At 46.2% G+C, this 15,775-nt stretch carries 18 protein-coding genes and 1 pseudogene; 1 reads left to right on the plus strand and 18 read right to left on the minus strand.

Translation table 11 applies throughout. The features are described from left to right. Positions 1 to 28 precede the first annotated feature (28 nt). From ACU1JV_RS06540 to ACU1JV_RS06560, 5 genes are all read right to left on the minus strand, one after another. Entirely contained in the window at positions 29 to 199 is a 171-nt protein-coding gene (locus ACU1JV_RS06540; RefSeq protein WP_013370046.1) for a hypothetical protein, read from the minus strand. Positions 200 to 253: 54 nt separating this feature from the next. Next, the gene (locus ACU1JV_RS06545; protein ID WP_413985802.1) at positions 254 to 811 is read right to left on the minus strand and encodes an SMI1/KNR4 family protein; all 558 of its coding nucleotides are present in this window, start codon (positions 809 to 811) and stop codon (positions 254 to 256) included. Positions 812 to 870: 59 nt separating this feature from the next. Further along, on the minus strand, positions 871 to 1,266 hold the full coding sequence (locus ACU1JV_RS06550; protein ID WP_045243994.1) for a hypothetical protein: 396 nt from the start codon (positions 1,264 to 1,266) through the stop codon (positions 871 to 873). Positions 1,267 to 1,411: 145 nt separating this feature from the next. Next, on the minus strand, positions 1,412 to 2,497 hold the full coding sequence (locus ACU1JV_RS06555; RefSeq protein WP_165081403.1) for a saccharopine dehydrogenase family protein: 1,086 nt from the start codon (positions 2,495 to 2,497) through the stop codon (positions 1,412 to 1,414). After that, positions 2,484 to 3,299, minus strand: coding sequence for a class I SAM-dependent methyltransferase (locus ACU1JV_RS06560; RefSeq protein WP_413985801.1), 816 nt, complete (start codon positions 3,297 to 3,299; stop codon positions 2,484 to 2,486). Before ACU1JV_RS06560 ends, ACU1JV_RS06555 begins: the two co-directional genes overlap by 14 nt. Before the next feature lie 173 nt (positions 3,300 to 3,472). Between ACU1JV_RS06560 and ACU1JV_RS06565 the strand changes: the two are divergent. Beyond that, positions 3,473 to 4,563, plus strand: a pseudogene (locus ACU1JV_RS06565) (LuxR C-terminal-related transcriptional regulator). A gap of 77 nt (positions 4,564 to 4,640) precedes the next feature. Here ACU1JV_RS06565 and ACU1JV_RS06570 read toward each other — a convergent pair. From ACU1JV_RS06570 to ACU1JV_RS06630, 13 genes are all read right to left on the minus strand, one after another. After that, the gene (locus ACU1JV_RS06570) at positions 4,641 to 4,820 is read right to left on the minus strand and encodes a hypothetical protein (protein WP_013370039.1); all 180 of its coding nucleotides are present in this window, start codon (positions 4,818 to 4,820) and stop codon (positions 4,641 to 4,643) included. Between the two features lie 76 nt (positions 4,821 to 4,896). Continuing rightward, positions 4,897 to 5,898 carry a sugar kinase gene (locus ACU1JV_RS06575; RefSeq protein WP_413985800.1) on the minus strand — a complete coding sequence of 334 codons (1,002 nt, stop codon included), beginning with the start codon at positions 5,896 to 5,898 and terminating at the stop codon, positions 4,897 to 4,899. Further along, entirely contained in the window at positions 5,895 to 6,956 is a 1,062-nt protein-coding gene (locus tag ACU1JV_RS06580; RefSeq protein ID WP_025364371.1) for an SPFH domain-containing protein, read from the minus strand. The genes ACU1JV_RS06575 and ACU1JV_RS06580 overlap by 4 nt, the downstream gene beginning before the upstream one ends. A gap of 250 nt (positions 6,957 to 7,206) precedes the next feature. Next, a complete protein-coding gene (locus ACU1JV_RS06585; RefSeq protein WP_264216771.1) occupies positions 7,207 to 7,977 on the minus strand; it encodes an alpha/beta hydrolase in 771 nt (256 codons plus the stop codon). 118 nt (positions 7,978 to 8,095) lie between these two features. Beyond that, complete coding sequence (locus ACU1JV_RS06590; RefSeq protein ID WP_013370034.1) at positions 8,096 to 9,118, minus strand: FecCD family ABC transporter permease; 1,023 nt, start codon at positions 9,116 to 9,118, stop codon at positions 8,096 to 8,098. Continuing rightward, positions 9,111 to 10,118: a FecCD family ABC transporter permease gene (locus tag ACU1JV_RS06595; protein WP_058829220.1), complete on the minus strand. Its 1,008-nt coding sequence runs from the start codon at positions 10,116 to 10,118 to the stop codon at positions 9,111 to 9,113. Before ACU1JV_RS06595 ends, ACU1JV_RS06590 begins: the two co-directional genes overlap by 8 nt. A 10-nt stretch (positions 10,119 to 10,128) precedes the next feature. After that, a complete protein-coding gene (locus ACU1JV_RS06600; protein ID WP_413985799.1) occupies positions 10,129 to 11,109 on the minus strand; it encodes an ABC transporter substrate-binding protein in 981 nt (326 codons plus the stop codon). A gap of 167 nt (positions 11,110 to 11,276) precedes the next feature. Then, complete coding sequence (locus tag ACU1JV_RS06605) at positions 11,277 to 11,960, minus strand: HD domain-containing protein (RefSeq protein WP_013370031.1); 684 nt, start codon at positions 11,958 to 11,960, stop codon at positions 11,277 to 11,279. 3 nt (positions 11,961 to 11,963) lie between these two features. Further along, a complete protein-coding gene (locus ACU1JV_RS06610; RefSeq protein ID WP_413985798.1) occupies positions 11,964 to 12,734 on the minus strand; it encodes a HEAT repeat domain-containing protein in 771 nt (256 codons plus the stop codon). A 198-nt stretch (positions 12,735 to 12,932) separates the two neighbouring features. Then, positions 12,933 to 13,967, minus strand: coding sequence for an NAD(P)/FAD-dependent oxidoreductase (locus tag ACU1JV_RS06615; protein ID WP_129548918.1), 1,035 nt, complete (start codon positions 13,965 to 13,967; stop codon positions 12,933 to 12,935). Between the two features lie 257 nt (positions 13,968 to 14,224). After that, on the minus strand, positions 14,225 to 14,674 hold the full coding sequence (locus ACU1JV_RS06620; protein WP_040101822.1) for a hypothetical protein: 450 nt from the start codon (positions 14,672 to 14,674) through the stop codon (positions 14,225 to 14,227). Positions 14,675 to 14,699: 25 nt separating this feature from the next. Continuing rightward, on the minus strand, positions 14,700 to 15,221 hold the full coding sequence (locus tag ACU1JV_RS06625) for a GNAT family N-acetyltransferase (RefSeq protein ID WP_040101823.1): 522 nt from the start codon (positions 15,219 to 15,221) through the stop codon (positions 14,700 to 14,702). 54 nt (positions 15,222 to 15,275) lie between these two features. Further along, on the minus strand, positions 15,276 to 15,767 hold the full coding sequence (locus tag ACU1JV_RS06630; RefSeq protein ID WP_025676326.1) for an 8-oxo-dGTP diphosphatase: 492 nt from the start codon (positions 15,765 to 15,767) through the stop codon (positions 15,276 to 15,278). Positions 15,768 to 15,775 lie beyond the last annotated feature (8 nt).

A 15,775-nucleotide genomic window follows, 5' to 3' on the forward strand; every position in this document is an offset into this window, starting at 1 on the left:
CTCCTTTCTGTCCGTAAATTTATAACGATCAGCTTGAGACGAATTGAAGAACTCCGATCACAAGAAGCAAGAAAAAAATAGACAAGAAAATGATGACCATATACTTCAGGATTTTGCTAGAAGTCGACTTTTGTTCGAGTTTTGTCTCGATTTGGGTTAGCCTTTCCTTGATTTCTTCCAAATCCTGCTCCATCGTCACCTTATGTTCTCCTTCCTTTGCCTCGACTTATTAACTTCCTAGCGATTCGACGCTTCAACTACATAAATCACTCCAAAAGCGAACTGTTTTTACGGCCTCATAATCAATCTGTTCGTAAGTCTTCTCTCCAAATTCCTGCTTGAAATATTCCTGCAAACTTTCTCCATACACGATAATATCCGTTTGATACACTGAAAATACCGGATTTCCTTCTTCACAAGGCTGCTCTGGGATATATCGGTGACCATAGATGGGGATCAGCTTGGGCACGCGCAAAAACTCACGTTTACATATGTCCACGGCTTCCTGCAAATCTGTTGGTCTTTCTCCCCATTCGGAAGGCCAGAATATATTCTGCTCCACATCAAAAATCATACCTTCGAGCGGCCAATTCAGCCTTTCCCAAATGACACCCATCCGCTGTGGTGACGTATCTCTCCAAGGAATAAAGCTTTTACCGACTGGAAGAACGTTCATCAGCAACTCTCTTAAGTCGGGCGGAAAGTGAATATCATACCTGTCTTCGACCTCAGTAATCTCCCGGGTGGATAAGCCTGGGGTTAAGGTTACATCGTCTTTACGTAATAGATCGATAATATAAGCGACATCCATCTTCGATTGAACACCTCTATTCGCTGTCTGATTGCACCTTCTGATTGAATTCGAGCAGCTTAGTCGAGCGGATTGGTCAAGAGGCCTACCAGACTTGTAACTTCAACTTCACCGACTCGGCGTGGGCCTTCCATAAAATATCCCCTGGTTCCTACATGTATCCGGTGTCGGTGTACCTTTTCCCTCATTTCTCCAAACAAAATCCACATTCTTGCCTGACCTTCCCGGTGAACCGGGTGCCTGGTATCCATGATCAATTGACCCTCTTCATCTTCAAACTCAGGATGTATTGCATAAATTCCCGTTGTTGTAATATCGTCGCCCTCATAGGAAAAATCGCAGCGATAACCCTGAATAGGCAGTTGTTTCCTGCCTCCTTCTTCCGGTGTGTAAAATCGATATTTTACTATAAAATCGTGCGGATGCTGCCTACTATGTTCATAGGGATTCCACATTTCATATCATCCCCTCTGGTCTTTCCCAGAAATATGTACTTCCTTCTAGTGTAATCCAATAGGAAAAGAAATCCAAGACCTATCCGCAAGGCATTGCCGAATAAGCTTGGATGATATGAGAGTCTTTTTTTCAGATATATGACTTTTATACTTGCTGTCCGTTCACCTGAATATCTACGTCTACCTGCTGTCCCAGCCAAGCCCGCATGCGATTCCACGAAAAAACCTGCTCCATGTGAAAAACACCATATGGAAGTTCTGAACGATACAGGGCAAGCGCCGCAAAAACGGCGGCTTTAGCAGTCAAATTAGACTGATGATGTCCCCTTAGCCTGCATTCAACCCTCGTCTCCTTGCCATTGCGAGATCCTTGGGCGTCTACCTTGACCGCTACAGCATTTCCTCCTAGATGCACTTTGCCAAAGCTGCGAACTACTGCATCACGAACAGTTGGCTGTAGGAGCAGACCTGATATTCCTATCGTCCGGAGCCCTGCCAGAAGACGGGTGGTCAAGCGCGAATCGAAGCACAGGCGTGTGCTGACTGTAGGAATATTGAGCGTACGTGGAAGTGTCTGCTGATCCGAAAAGGGAAACCGATACGCCCGATGACGACCCACTCCTACACCAAAGTCTGCTACTATGCCGTCGGTAAAGCTTCTTCGAGTCACTGGACGTCCCTGTTCTATCACCTCCAAGTCGGTATGAATCTGATCTACAGTCCACTCAATCGCGGCCTGACCGTGTCGATCACCCAAGCCCAGCATCAAAGATATGTTCAATTCATCCGTCTGATCCATGAGCTGTGTCGCTTGCAGAGCCAATAGATTGGTTAGCCCTGGAGCTAATCCTACACTTAACAATGCAGTGACTTGATAAGCTCGGGCCTCCTGATGACACTGCTCCACCTGACTCAAAAAAGCCGCATTCGCAGTAATATCCATGTAATGCACGCCATGCTGAAGACAGGTGCGTACCAAGGTTGTATTGTCCTGATCCAGACACATAATAATCATTTTAGCTTGCTCTAATATCGACGGGTTCATCGGTTCATGAATATTAAGCTGCAAAGGTCGTATCTTGCCATTCGATTGTTGGCTGAATGCAGTGGCACGTTCAAGACTACGGCCTGCGGCAAATACCTTGCCAGGGAACATTTCACTTAACTCTGTGCATACAATTTTCCCAACATGGCCATACCCGCCAATGATGATAATATTATCCTTTGTCATAAGCCATCTCTTCCTCCTTAACCGTAAACCATGCATTTACTAAAAAAGCACCATAATACCGGGTAATGCGAGTAAAGCCTGCACCTATCAACAGTTCCTGAATTGCCGCATTGGACACCGGGTTTGACTCACGACCGATAGAAGTAGCGAATCGCTCCCAATCCTCCAGTGAAATGCCCTGACTCAGCATATGGCCTTTCCACGCCTGCATTTGGATGGAAAAAGAAGGATCCTGCGGATTCCCATTAATAGAAGCTAGGCAAAAAGGTGCACCCGTCTTGAGTCGACCGGATATCTGGCGCAGCAATGCCTGTTTATTTTCCAAGCTCTGAAGAAAATGAAGCACCAGCAGGCAGGTAGCAGCGTCATAGACCGGTTCTCTGCATGACTCTTCGCTGCGCTTTTCGTACTGTTCTTTAGGTGATTTTCCAGACAACTCTTCCAACGTACCTGTAACAAATGATATTTTTGAACCGATGCCCGCTTGTGTCACACGTTGACGTGCCAAATCCAGCATGTGCTCAGAGGGATCAACTGCCCTAAAGGACCATGCCTCATGCCGCCCTCCGAGCGTAATCAGTTCCTGACCGCCCCCAGCTCCGACAATCAGCACATTCGGATCAATATTTTTGTTATGAGCCTGCACTTCAAGCTGTGCGGTTATCAAACAATCTGTCATCTCATACAGATGGGTATATCCAGGTATTTTTAAAGCAATCGTATCCGCGTATTTATGCACATTCGGATGATTCCAGCTCATAGGTTGATTTGAGTCGGTATTTCCAATATGGGGTTGCTTCATATGTGCTCTCCTCCAAACATTTAGCCTTGATCTTCAACGACCATTCGTTTATTGTAGATTTAATTAAGAATCATTCTCAATTATATAGACAATACGAATAACCACCATCCCACAAATGTGGGATTTAATAATCGCGCTTTGAGAATCTCCAGCTTTCACGATAGGAGTAAAGGATGAACGCACATAATACACCATTTGCACAGCTTAAGAAGAATCGACAACCAATCATGGAAATGGGAAGTAAGTCACCCTCATCCCCCACCTACAAGCACACGCTAATCGACCGCTTGCGTACTCAGATTTCTTTTGATGCGGCGTGCTGTACCTCAGTAGATCCGCGAACGCTGCTTTCCACGGGGGCATTTACGGAGTCGGGTGTAGAGGGCATTCACAGCAAACTACTAGAATACGAATATCTGCACGACGATATCATGAAATACGATCAATTGGTGCGAGAGGGGCAGTCCATCGCGACGCTTCATGGGTCTACACAAGGCCAGCCGGATCGCAGCACACGTTTTAGAAATGTTTTGCAACCCGCCGGATTCGGAGATGGCTGCGTGTTCCATTTATGTACAAAGGAAGCTGCTGGGGATTTCTTACGTTGTTCCGCCACCATGGAAAGCCTGTATTCAGCACGGAAGAGCAACAACTGCTTGAAGCATTAGCGCCGTCCATAGCCTACCATCTGCGTCAAACTAGTATCGGTGTATCTCCAGTCCCCGCAATGATTATGGAACATGAACTGGAGCCAGGGGTTCTGACGCTTTCCACTCAACTAACCCCCCTCTCGTCCAATATACTAGCAGAGCAGTGGCTAAAGCTGCTTCGGCAGCAAGAGGGAATCCATGATGGCGAGCTGCCAGCCTCTGTCCGGGCGGTAAGCTTGCGAGCGCTATCCACTTCTACTGCACCAGCCAGACTATGTATCCCTTCCGCTGATGCTGAAACCCCTTGGGTCACGATCAGAGCCACTCTCCTGCAAGGCGGACGCGAGCATATGGGCGAGAAGCAGTTGGCCGTATGGTTTGAGCCTGCTAAAGCAACTGACATGTTGCCGCTTATGGCTGAAATCTACTCATGGACTGAACGAGAGCGACAGCTTGTACGGCTCATTGTCCAAGGCTTTTCTACTAAGGAACTGGCAAGTGCACTTCATATTACGGCCTACACGGTGCAGGATCATCTGAAAGCGATTTTCTTGAAAACAGAGGTAAGCAGCCGTCGTGAGCTAGTATGGAAGGTATATTCCAGATTTAATTAATGTATGTAAAAAAAGACAGATGACCCGGTTAAGGATCATCTGTCTTTGCATCACTGCTCTATTGAGACGCAAGAGTCTTATTTCTGCGAAGAGGATTTCGTATCATCGTATGATACTGGTGAGGGCTTCGCAATCCATTCATCAGCCTCAGGCTCGATATCCACGCCGTTGTCCAGCTTCGTTTTCTCCATCAAGGAATCTCCGTCCTCGTTCTTCTTGTTGCGGATTTTCGCTTCGTCTTGAGTGTGGTCGCTCATGTTGATTCCTCCTTTTTAATTTCATCTGATGGTTGTACCTTACTCATAATTACCCATTGCTGTCCTGTACAAACCTCTACACGACCAGATGCCCTTTTTTCTCCGCCGGTCCAATGGTCGCCTCAATGCCAGCATTAAACTCCAGAAAGTCGCTTTCCACTCCATCACTAAAAATAACTCCATTCTCCGGCATCTGCGAAGCAATGCGCAGCGGTCTTTCAACTGCCACCTGTCCAAACACCAGCTCCGCAGCAGTCGTCCGACTGGGAAACGGTTCTCTCACCGTAAAATAAAGCGATGGCGAGCTCCAGGTTGCACGATGATCCTGTCCCGTTCCTTCTACTGTCCCCTCCTGACTAAAAGCAGCACCTGACACCAGGTGATCTGGAGTCAGCGAGACCGGATGCCGTGTAGCACTGCCGACAATACCGGCCGCTCCAGCCAGCACACTGGTCAGCCAGCCCGTCGCCCCCAGTCCCGTGGAAACGATAATACCGCTGGACGATTGCTGCTCTACCTGATCCTCCAATCTCAACTCATATCTCGCAGAAACATGAGTTTTGCGCCCGATGAACAAATCGTTCACGGCATATAAGGATTGACCATCATTTAGTTGGGCCTTAGCCAACGTAACCTCTTTAATCGGCCGTCTGTTCACGAACACATCCGGCACCACCCAGCGCAGATCAGATACAGTAAATGGAAGCAATACCCCGTCCCAGCGCAATGGATCTGGATTCACGCCGATTAGCGGCTGCTCGGTCAAATATTTTAACGTGTTGGCTACCAGCCCATCCTGACCCAGTACCACCACCGTATCCTGTTCACCAAAAATAAAGTTCGGTACATGCTCCCGCTCCACAATCTGCACACGCCCCAAGGCCGATAACTCGGACGTTGCCGTTGCCACCGCCCTGCGGTAATTTTCATCCTCCAGCACATAATCACTGAAATCCGCACCCAATCGTTCCATAAAGAAGCGAGCCTGCTGCACCGTATTGTATCGGACAATCAGTTCCTCCAGTCGCGTTTTACGCTTCACCAAAATAATCTTCTGCTCTGTCATTCGGTTGTTCATCGTGCTCTTCCTCCAGATCCTCTCGATCCTGCTGATCCGTTTGTTCCCGTATCTGACATGAGACCTTGTAGCAGATCCGGTGTAATATTCAACTGACCGATTTTCCCTGCATTTTCTGCGAGCTCCTGAAATGCGATCGCGATCAGCTTATCCGGGCTCATATCCATGTTGGCCATAGCTTGAAGTACGTTGGGCTCGACATCCTGCAACGATTTCATCACCGCTGTCAGCTCATAGGCCTTGGCATCGGCTTCCGCCTTTTTATTCGTTACGGTCAGCTCAATCAGTTCGCGTTTTTTCTCTTCCAAGGCCGTGTCGAACCGCAGCTGCTCCTCCTTCATCTCACTTTGCTTTTGCTTTACGGAACGCTCGGCATCCAGTTGGGTTTCGCGGATCTGCCTTTTTTTCGTCTCCACTGCAATTTCCGTATTCAGCTCATTTTCCTTTACACGGCGCTCCTGCTCAATGGATGCGTTACGACGCTCATACAAAGCATGATCCGCACTACGAAGAATTTCCTCTCTCGCCTGCGCTTCCAGTGCTCTCATCGTCTCCTTATTGGGTAAAATCGCCAAAATGGACAGCCCCATGACCTCAATGCCCAGTTTCTCCATTTCTGTATGCTGAGCAATATCCTTCGTCATGTTTTGGGCCAGACGTTCACTGGACTGAACTGCTTCTTTGAGTGGGACACGTTCCAAATACTTTTTGGTAAGCACCTTGGCAATATTAATCACCCGTTGGGCCAGCTTGCTTGGATCGTCCGAAATGTAGCGTCGTTCCTTCAAATCATACGTGTAGTTTAAAATCTGCGTCGTTCTGCGGTAATCCACAATCCGATAAGTCAGTTGTCCCTGCACTGTCACTGCCTGGAAATCATTCGTCATATCTTCAAACATGAACGGTACATCAATGGAAGAGACCGGCACGACGACAACCGAGGTTGTCGGAGCATAGTAATAAAAAGATAACCCCACACCCTCTCGAACCACCTTCCCGTTCTTCACCTTCATGACATATTCACTGGGTTGAAATTTAACAAAATTAAATCCAAACATCGTCGCTTCCTCGCTTTCTTTATAGTATCCATCATCTTGTTAATTGTTAATTATTAATTGTTAATTATTAATTGTTATTATCAATTTGTTATTAACAACAAAATAACACATCTAAATAATAATATCAATATGACATTTACAAAAAAATAAAGGCTGCTCCCCTCCGATATGCTCGGTTGGGGAAACAGCCTCAGATTTCTTGCATTTTTTTAATAAAAACACTTTCAAAAATGTATACCTATCTGCATATTTAGATAGAATCACTAGCAAAACGAACCGCTCTGCTAACCAAGACCGGCAGCACGGATATATGACCTTCGTCTGCAAATTCCCGGTACTCTACGTGTAGTCCTAGATTGTCCCTAGTCGTTAGACGAGCAGCTAAGTCCCTGGCTTTTTCCTGCATGCCACTAAAATGCCCAGCCTCTAACTCCCCTACAGCAATCAACAGCTTTTTAGTCCAATGCTTCTGAGCTATAGAAGCTACAAACTGTTTCTCTTCATCCTTAATAGCTTGTCCACCCCAGTGTATAGACGGACTTCCCGCCACATACACCTGAAAAGAGTCTGGTCTTGTAAACAGGGTATGTAATACGAACAGTCCTCCAAGCGAATGCCCGAAGATCGTCTGTCGGCTGCGGTCGATAGGAAAATCACGCTCAATCATAGGCTTAAGCTCATCTTCAATAAATGATAAGAAATGCTCGGCGCCCCCGCTTTCTATAGCTGCATCTTCGTTTGGCTTTATTGGAAGCTCCACAGCCGTCCCCGGCAGTGTAAGATCGTAATATCGTGAAGGATGAAATGGAGCCTCTGATGGATAGCCTATTCCTACAACGATAGCTGGAACAACCCCTGTTTTGTCGGGCCGTCTACCCTGAACGCGCACTGCTTCCACCATGGTTCCAAAAACAGAATTGGCATCCAGCACATAAATAATAGGATGACCAGATACAGGAGGTTCCTCGGCAGGGATGGCAATATAAATATGATACTCACGGTTTTCAGCCTGCGAGTGCATCACTCGATGCTGACTACGAGGAACGCATACGGCTCCGTGAGCATCGCTGGAATGATTAGCTTGCGTAAATACGTTTTTAATGAAAATAACCTCCTGTAGAACCTGAATTCTAATGAAATCAGGCCGTTTTTTTCATAAGCAAGACTACAAAATAAGGGACCCCGATCACCGCAATAATCAGCCCAACGGGAATTTCCGCAGGCGCAACCACCGTTTTGGCAATAAAATCAGATAATAGCACCAGTACCATACCGACCATACCGCATACAGGAATCACAAAACGATGATGAAGGCCAACCAGCCTTCTGGCGATATGAGGAGACAATAATCCTACAAAGCCTATTCCTCCCGAAACAGACACACAGGCACTCACCAGTCCAATGCTGGACAACAGAAGAATAGACTTTTCCTTTTCGGTCGCAACCCCGAGACTTTTAGCTGTATGTTCATGCAATTGAAATAGATCCAGAACATATGACTTCAGCCAAATAACAGGAATTAAAATGACAAGCCACGGAATTACGGCAGCAACCAGCTTCCAATCAGCACTCCAAATACTGCCCGACATCCATACTGTCGCCATCTCGAAATCCGAGGCTTTCATTTTCAGCGACAGATATAAGCTTAAGGAACCGAAGCCAGAGCCAATCGCGATACCTACGAGAAGCAACCGCTGCGGATCCAGACGACCTGCTTTCCAAGCAAATAAATAGATCAGCAGCGCAGCCATCAAACCTCCAATCAAGCCGAAAAAGGGCATAGCCAGCGCTGCAGTCCAGCCGGTCGTTTCCATTTGTCCCTGGTAAAAGAACATAAATATGACGATGGCTGCCCCCGCCCCTGCGTTAATGCCTAAAATGCCGGGATCGGCCAAACCATTCCGTGTAACTCCCTGTACTGCCGCTCCAGCAATCCCCAGACCTAAGCCGACCAAGGCCGCAATCACAATACGCGGTAGCCGAAAATCAAAAATCACCAAATCCAACTGCGGAGTAGGGTGAATACGGAACAAGGTCTGAATTACTTCCTGTAGGGTCATGTCGAACTCTCCATGGGTCAGACTGACATAGGAAGCTGCTAAAATGAGCGCAGCCCCGCCTGAAAGTACGAACCACAGACGTTTCGCACTGATTTTACGCATGCTCTCCCCCTCCTTTTCTACGTATTAAGTACAGAAAGAAAGGGATGCCAATGACCGAGGTAACCACACCAATAGGCGTTTCAAACGGATAATTAAGAAAACGGCTCAACACATCAGACATGCCCAAAAAAACACCACCGATCAATCCAGAGCATGGAATGACCCAACGGTAATCTACACCGATTAAATATCGGGTAATGTGCGGAATCAACAAGCCAACGAAGGCAATTTTTCCTGCCAGCGCAACAGAAACACCTGTCAGCAATGCTACACAGAGCATGGCCCCCAGCTTGACCGGTAATGCCCGCTGTCCCAGCCCTGTGGCCACGTCGTCGCCCAGAGACAATAGTGTTATTGGCTTGGCCAGCAGCATCGCTCCCACAATTGCCACAAGAGCAAAGGGAATTGCCAATTGAATCATATCGGGATCCATCTGATGCAGACGAGCGTTAAACCAGAAGCTTACATTTTGCGATACATTAAAATAAATGGAAAGAACGGCCGACAGGCTGCTTAAAAACGTGCCGATGATCGTTCCCAAAATGGCCATACGAACCGGAGCAAGACCGCCGGGAATCATCCAGGCTAAACCGAACACAATAGCCACTCCCAAAGCAGACCCCACAAAAGAACTTCCGATCAGGCCCATCGAAGTGGAGTTTGGCGCAAGAATCATCATTAAGGTGATCACAAATGCCGCCCCATCCGACACGCCCATAATTGAGGGTGAAGCCAAGAAGTTCCGCGTCATTCCTTGCATAATGGCTCCTGAAATCGCAAGAAAAGCACCGATTAATATAGAGCCGACCGCTCTGGGCAGACGCGAGTTTAAAACGACCTGATGATCCACATTCCCAGCATCAAAATGAAAAAAGCTAGCAGTTACCGTCTCCCATTCTATCGTTTTGGCTCCATACATCACAGACAGCAGTAGCGTTAATACGATAAATAAGGGAGAGACGAAGATTACAACATAAGGAGAGATCAACTTTTTTCCCATGTTCCTACCTTTACTGCGAAAGTCGGTTCATAACCGCTTCCAAAAAGGCAAGTTTGCTCCATGAAGTACCACCTTGAGCATTGGGATCTACAATATTGACGAAGGTTTTCCCATTCTTAACGGCATTGATGCTGCTCCAAATCGGATTCTTCTCCAAATCTGCCAACGCCTGCGGTTGATCCTTGTTCTCTCCTTCAGAGAATTGCACGAACAGATAATCCGGGTTCATATCAGCCAATTTCTCCAGAGAAACCGCCTCTTGTGCTTTAACCGTATTTAACTCTTCCGGTACTTTAGCTCCTAGATCAGCATACAGCGAAGGATTGAAATATACATCTGCAGGATATACATACAAATTGCCTGTACGAATCCTTACCATGAGTACCTTTTTATTTTCCCATATTGGCTTGAGCTTCTGTTGGGCCGCTTCCGCATCTTGCTTGTACTTGTTCAGGATCTCTTTCGCTTTCGCCTCTTTGCCCGTAAGCTCTCCCAACATTAAAAGATTCGCTTCCCAGTTCGTTGAAATATGGGATACTGGAATCATTGGAGCGACCTTACCTAGCTGATCTGCCACCGCAGGCCGAAATTTAGAACTTCCCAGAATTACATCCGCTTTCAATTTGAGGATCGTTTCAGCGCTAGGCTGCATTCGGTCACCAACGTCTGTAGCTCCTTCCATTGCTTTCTCCATGAACTCAGGGAATTTCCCGCCCGAGGTAACCGCCCCAGTTGGTTTCACTCCCAGGACAGCCGCATCTTCCATCGCTTCCAGACTAGCTATAATAATATGATCCGTTTTGGCCAGCTTATAAGTCTTATCTAGATATGTAATCGTCTTGGCACTTTCTCCGTCAGAAACAGACGTTTGTGTCGATGCATTGGTATTCTTTTGGGCTGAGCTATCCACCTCCTGTACCTTTTCACCACATGCCGTCAACAGCAAACTTGCCGATAACAAGGTACACATCCATACTGCAAAGTTCTTCATGATCTAAAAGACTCCCCTCTACCTACTTGAATTTACAGATAATAATTATCATTATCATTGATAACTATTATCAATAGTAGGAGAGAAATCGGTGTATTGCAATATTTTTTCTAATATTTATTAAAAAGAGAGCTGACTTCTCCTGGAATCATTGCAATTAGGAAGCATCAGCCTCCCCTGTTCTGTTGGATATCATTCACATTCCATTCTCTATAGAACTGCTCCAAATACATCTCCATCCATTGATGCCGGACCTCCGCTAGCTCTCGGGCATAAGTGGTGTTCATTAAATCCTTGAGCTTGAGCAGCTTTTCGTAAAAATGGTAAATAGCACTTTTACCTGCGGCGCGATATTCATACTGTGAATAGTCCTGACCTGGTTCATGCATGATACTGCCCTTTGAGCCTGCATACATAAAGGTTCTTGCAATTCCAATCGCTCCCAGGGCATCCAACCGATCTGCATCCTGTACAACCTGACCTTCCAGCGTTTCCATAGGCGGGTTTTGTCCACCATTGTAGGACATTGTAGCAATAATGGTCATTACGTGTGTGATCACGTCCGGATCGTTTACATGCAGATGCAGCCACTGCTCAACTTTATCCAGCCCCGCTTGTTTGGAATCATTCAATTTTTCATCCGCTACATCATGCAACAGTGCTGCCAGTTCACACACGAACGGATCTGCACCTTCTTTTGCAGCGAGTTCAATGGACAGCTTCCTCACCCGGTCAATATGCCACCAATCGTGACCACTGTGGTCATGCTCCAACTGTTGCTGTACATACGGCTCTGCCTTTTGAATGATATTTACCCTTATCGCTTCCTGTTGCTCTGTTCGTCTGTTCATAAGTCACCTTTCAATCCCGTCTATATTTACTATGTGAGAGGTTGGTTTATTTTTTATATGCTTGTCCATTTGCTTAGTGCGAATCATCGAGAGCGCCTTACGGGCTGCCAGCTTCCCATTTGGGCTTCCATGCTTCACTACTTCTTTTAATATTTCGGTCGCTGGTTCATACCCATGATATCCCAAAAGAATACATGCACGTTCCTGTACATACATATCTTCATCATCCACATAGGAAAGCAATGAATCCACCTCACTGACAGGAGTAATCGCCATTAAGCTGTAAAGAAGCTGACACCTCACGTCATCCTCCATAGATGAATCCTTTTCCAGTATAGCCTTTAATTCATGCATACAGCGAATATCTTCTGCTAGTTGTTCGGTGCTTATGTTCTCGTTAGACGGGTAATCCTTATGCAGCTCTTCCCAATCGAGCTCCGGTTTTTGCTCCAACTCTGCAATCAACGAAGCCGCACTTCGGTATATCGGTGACAAATCTGTTTCCTCGTGATTTATATAACATAATTTATATGCCAACGGTCCTTCTACATATAGGCCTACATAATTAGAATGATCATCCGTCCATAGAGGGACGATATGTTTGAACACCTCGATCTGCGCCATCCACTCAGTACTCTCAGCAAGCTCCTGTTCACTCAGTAATCGTAGCTGAACCTTGTGCCCTTTCTGCTTCTTACTATGGATCAGTAAAGCTTCCAGCGTATCGTCAGGCAGATAAATCGCTAGACGCTCAAACACCTCTCGTAAGCTCATTTTTTCACACTCCTAATCTTTTCTACTCCAAATCTACTATTTAAGTCCCGAAAAAGACAGGCTTTCTTCATTTTATTCTATATGTGTGTGGCATCCAACATTAGGTCGAGAAGTCCTTAACTATGCAAAAAAAGAACCTCCTCAACCACATCAGCTGTAGTTAACGGAAGTTCTTTATTAAACACTGATTCCCTTATCTTACTCCAAGACACCAAGCTCGCGGTTTTTTTCCTTGAATCGGCTGTTATGAGAAGATACATATGCCGCTTTGTCAGCTGTCGGATCAATGTACAGCTTGGCGCTGTTGAGGGCAAGGGCGGCGTCTGTGAACGTACCTGCAATCAGATACAGCTTGCTTCCGTACTCGACAAAATCGCCTGCAGCAAAAATCCCCGGTAGATTCGTTTCCAGCTTGTCGCTCACGCGGGCATGCCACTCTCCCATATCCAGTCCCCAATCTCGCAGAGGACCGAAATCGGATTTTAGACCATGATTTACGATAACTGCATCAACATTCAGTATCTCTGTTTCGCCCGTATCTACATGATTGATCGTCACCTGCTCAATCGTCTCTCCGTTGTTGCTATGTAACTGACCTACCGCGTAAGGTGTGAGAACACGAACCGAAGAGGATTTCATACGGGCTACATTTTTCTCATGTCCGCCAAAATGATCCCGACGATGTACAACTGTTACACTCGCCGCAATAGATTCCAGCTCATTCGCCCAATCTACCGCCGAGTTGCCTCCACCGGAAATCAGGACGTGCTTGTCCCGGAACGGCTCCAGCTCTTGTACGGTATAATGCAGATTTGTAACCTCGTAACGGTCAGCGCCTTCAATCTCCAGTTTAGCCATTTTGAGAATACCATAGCCTACGGCCAGAACGATCGTACGCGTCCAATGCTGTTCCCCTGTGGCAGAAGTCAGCAGGAACGTACCATCTTCTTGCCGATCCAAACCCGTAATCTGTTGCCCCAATACAATGGTAGGCTCGAACGTCCGTGCCTGCTGCTCCAGCTGGTCGATCAGCTTTTCACATAAAATCGGGGTAACGCCTCCAACATCCCATATCATCTTCTCAGGGTATATGCGCATCCGCCCGCCTAGCTCATGCTTGGCTTCGATCAGCTTGGTTTTCATATCTCTCATTCCACTGTAAAACGCGGTATACATACCGGCAGGACCGCCGCCGATGATCGTTACATCATATAATTCCAAGGACTCTGTCACTCTGCAACTCCCCCTATCATAACTTAATATGTCTGCTTCTATTATAAGTGATAATAATTATCAATATCAATTAAGAAATAAAAACATATCTGTGACAGAGGTTTTTGTGATTTTGGAACTACATTTTATACAGTTATCTGGCTATTGCTTTTGTTAATCCGCAGCTTAACCAAGTATTGATCGTACATTCTGTGCTTGGATATGATCGTAAATTCATGCATGGAAGAATTCATATGTTCATTTCCTCCTTCATCTTTTCAGCTGTATTTTTTGAAAAAGTCACTTCCGTGGATTATCCAATATCGTTCAGCAGGAGGGACCTCTTCCAAAAAGTTCTGATATTCCCCTTTCCACCCCACCGGGACATAATGTTCGAAAGAAGCTGGCTCTGGAAATAGTGAGTAGAGAATTTTCTGGTCAAAATCAACATATAAAGCAGGACAGAATTCCAACACTTCATCCTTATGCTGGATTGCATCATCTAGCATCTGGAGCATTGTAGTGAGTTCTCCCGCAGCCACCTTATATTCACAGATGTGTTCCAAAAATGCTCCCGCGGTAGTCTCATTCAAAATAGCGATACCAAACCGTTCCTCCATCTCGGTATTCAAAAACCAATACTCTCTTTCCGTCACATACCAATTCCATTGTCCCTGAAAAATGACACCGACAATAATATTTTGTGCATATTCAGGCCATATTTTCATGAGCTTCTGTGTTCCCCTCCCTCACTTACAGCTCGATCCAAAACCGGTTTACACGGTTTCCATCTTCCTCTATGTAATCCTTGTCTGGTGTTCCGCCGTTTCGCAGAATCGTTCTTTTGGAACTGATATTATCGGAGTCGCATACGACGAGGGCTCTGGAAACACCCAACTCTTTTGCTTTGCCCAATGCCAGACTCAGCATAGTCACAGCGTACCTGATCCCTCGTGCAGAAGGACGGATACCATAACCAATATGTCCCCCAGCATTTAACAGATGCTCGTTAAGATCATGACGGATATTCACTGCTCCGACGACCTGGTCATCTGCATCCATCAGCCAGTATGTCGAACTTCTAACCCAGCCTTCAGACAAGCCAATTCCATTTTTCTGTTGATTTAAAAACGTCAGCATACCTTCAAAATCATACGGTTCTATAGAAATTACCCAAGGCACCATTTGCTCCTGGCTTTTTTTCCATTCCTCATAAAATGAAAGATAAGCATCCTTCCAGCGCCGATCCGGCTCAACCAATCTTACAGTCTGCATCCCGCTCACGACCTCCTCTTTAAGCGCTCCATATATCTCTAATGGTCGTCATCTCTACACCCCATAGTTCTTAGTCGTTGCTTCCAGGGTTTCATCCGTCTCCGCAAGCCACACGGAACTAACCTCAAACGTCCCCGGCTCGAAAAACAAGGGAAATCTCCGCTTAAACCAATCCTGCATCGGCAAATTTAGTGCTTCCTTCATATCCACCCACAGCAGATCTCCCTCAGGGGGATTCTTTAATAGTTCACCTTCCGTTGCCGTCGCCAAATAGTTAAAGACCATATATCTCAGCCCTTGCCTTGGATCACAATATTCGTCGATTCCTTTAAATACAATTTCCGTAACCGTTAAGCCCGTTTCCTCCTTTACTTCGCGAATGGCTCCGTTCACAATGCTCTCTGGGAACTCTACTTTTCCTCCTGGAGCAATATAACCTGGAAACCCCTTTCGATTGGGTCTATTCATAAGCAATACCTTGGTTCCGTCTTGAATCATGCACATGGTATATATTTTGTGTGTCACTTCTGTAGCCAATCCAATCATACCTTTCT

It is taken from the genome of Paenibacillus sp. T2-29, assembly GCF_052921365.1.

Excerpts from the sequence above, each read along its gene's own strand:
- ACU1JV_RS06620 (WP_040101822.1), bottom strand. The coding sequence starts at position 14,674 with ATGAAAATATGGCCTGAATATGCACAAAATATTATTGTCGGTGTCATT.
- ACU1JV_RS06570 (WP_013370039.1), bottom strand. The coding sequence starts at position 4,820 with ATGAGCGACCACACTCAAGACGAAGCGAAAATCCGCAACAAGAAGAAC.
- ACU1JV_RS06585 (WP_264216771.1), bottom strand. The coding sequence starts at position 7,977 with ATGCACTCGCAGGCTGAAAACCGTGAGTATCATATTTATATTGCCATC.
- ACU1JV_RS06610 (WP_413985798.1), bottom strand. The coding sequence starts at position 12,734 with ATGAGCTTACGAGAGGTGTTTGAGCGTCTAGCGATTTATCTGCCTGAC.
- ACU1JV_RS06545 (WP_413985802.1), bottom strand. The coding sequence starts at position 811 with ATGGATGTCGCTTATATTATCGATCTATTACGTAAAGACGATGTAACC.
- ACU1JV_RS06555 (WP_165081403.1), bottom strand. The coding sequence starts at position 2,497 with ATGACAAAGGATAATATTATCATCATTGGCGGGTATGGCCATGTTGGG.
- ACU1JV_RS06605 (WP_013370031.1), bottom strand. The coding sequence starts at position 11,960 with ATGAACAGACGAACAGAGCAACAGGAAGCGATAAGGGTAAATATCATT.
- ACU1JV_RS06560 (WP_413985801.1), bottom strand. The coding sequence starts at position 3,299 with ATGAAGCAACCCCATATTGGAAATACCGACTCAAATCAACCTATGAGC.
- ACU1JV_RS06550 (WP_045243994.1), bottom strand. The coding sequence starts at position 1,266 with ATGTGGAATCCCTATGAACATAGTAGGCAGCATCCGCACGATTTTATA.
- ACU1JV_RS06580 (WP_025364371.1), bottom strand. The coding sequence starts at position 6,956 with ATGTTTGGATTTAATTTTGTTAAATTTCAACCCAGTGAATATGTCATG.
- ACU1JV_RS06575 (WP_413985800.1), bottom strand. The coding sequence starts at position 5,898 with ATGAACAACCGAATGACAGAGCAGAAGATTATTTTGGTGAAGCGTAAA.
- ACU1JV_RS06600 (WP_413985799.1), bottom strand. The coding sequence starts at position 11,109 with ATGAAGAACTTTGCAGTATGGATGTGTACCTTGTTATCGGCAAGTTTG.
- ACU1JV_RS06630 (WP_025676326.1), bottom strand. The coding sequence starts at position 15,767 with ATGATTGGATTGGCTACAGAAGTGACACACAAAATATATACCATGTGC.
- ACU1JV_RS06595 (WP_058829220.1), bottom strand. The coding sequence starts at position 10,118 with ATGGGAAAAAAGTTGATCTCTCCTTATGTTGTAATCTTCGTCTCTCCC.
- ACU1JV_RS06625 (WP_040101823.1), bottom strand. The coding sequence starts at position 15,221 with ATGCAGACTGTAAGATTGGTTGAGCCGGATCGGCGCTGGAAGGATGCT.
- ACU1JV_RS06590 (WP_013370034.1), bottom strand. The coding sequence starts at position 9,118 with ATGCGTAAAATCAGTGCGAAACGTCTGTGGTTCGTACTTTCAGGCGGG.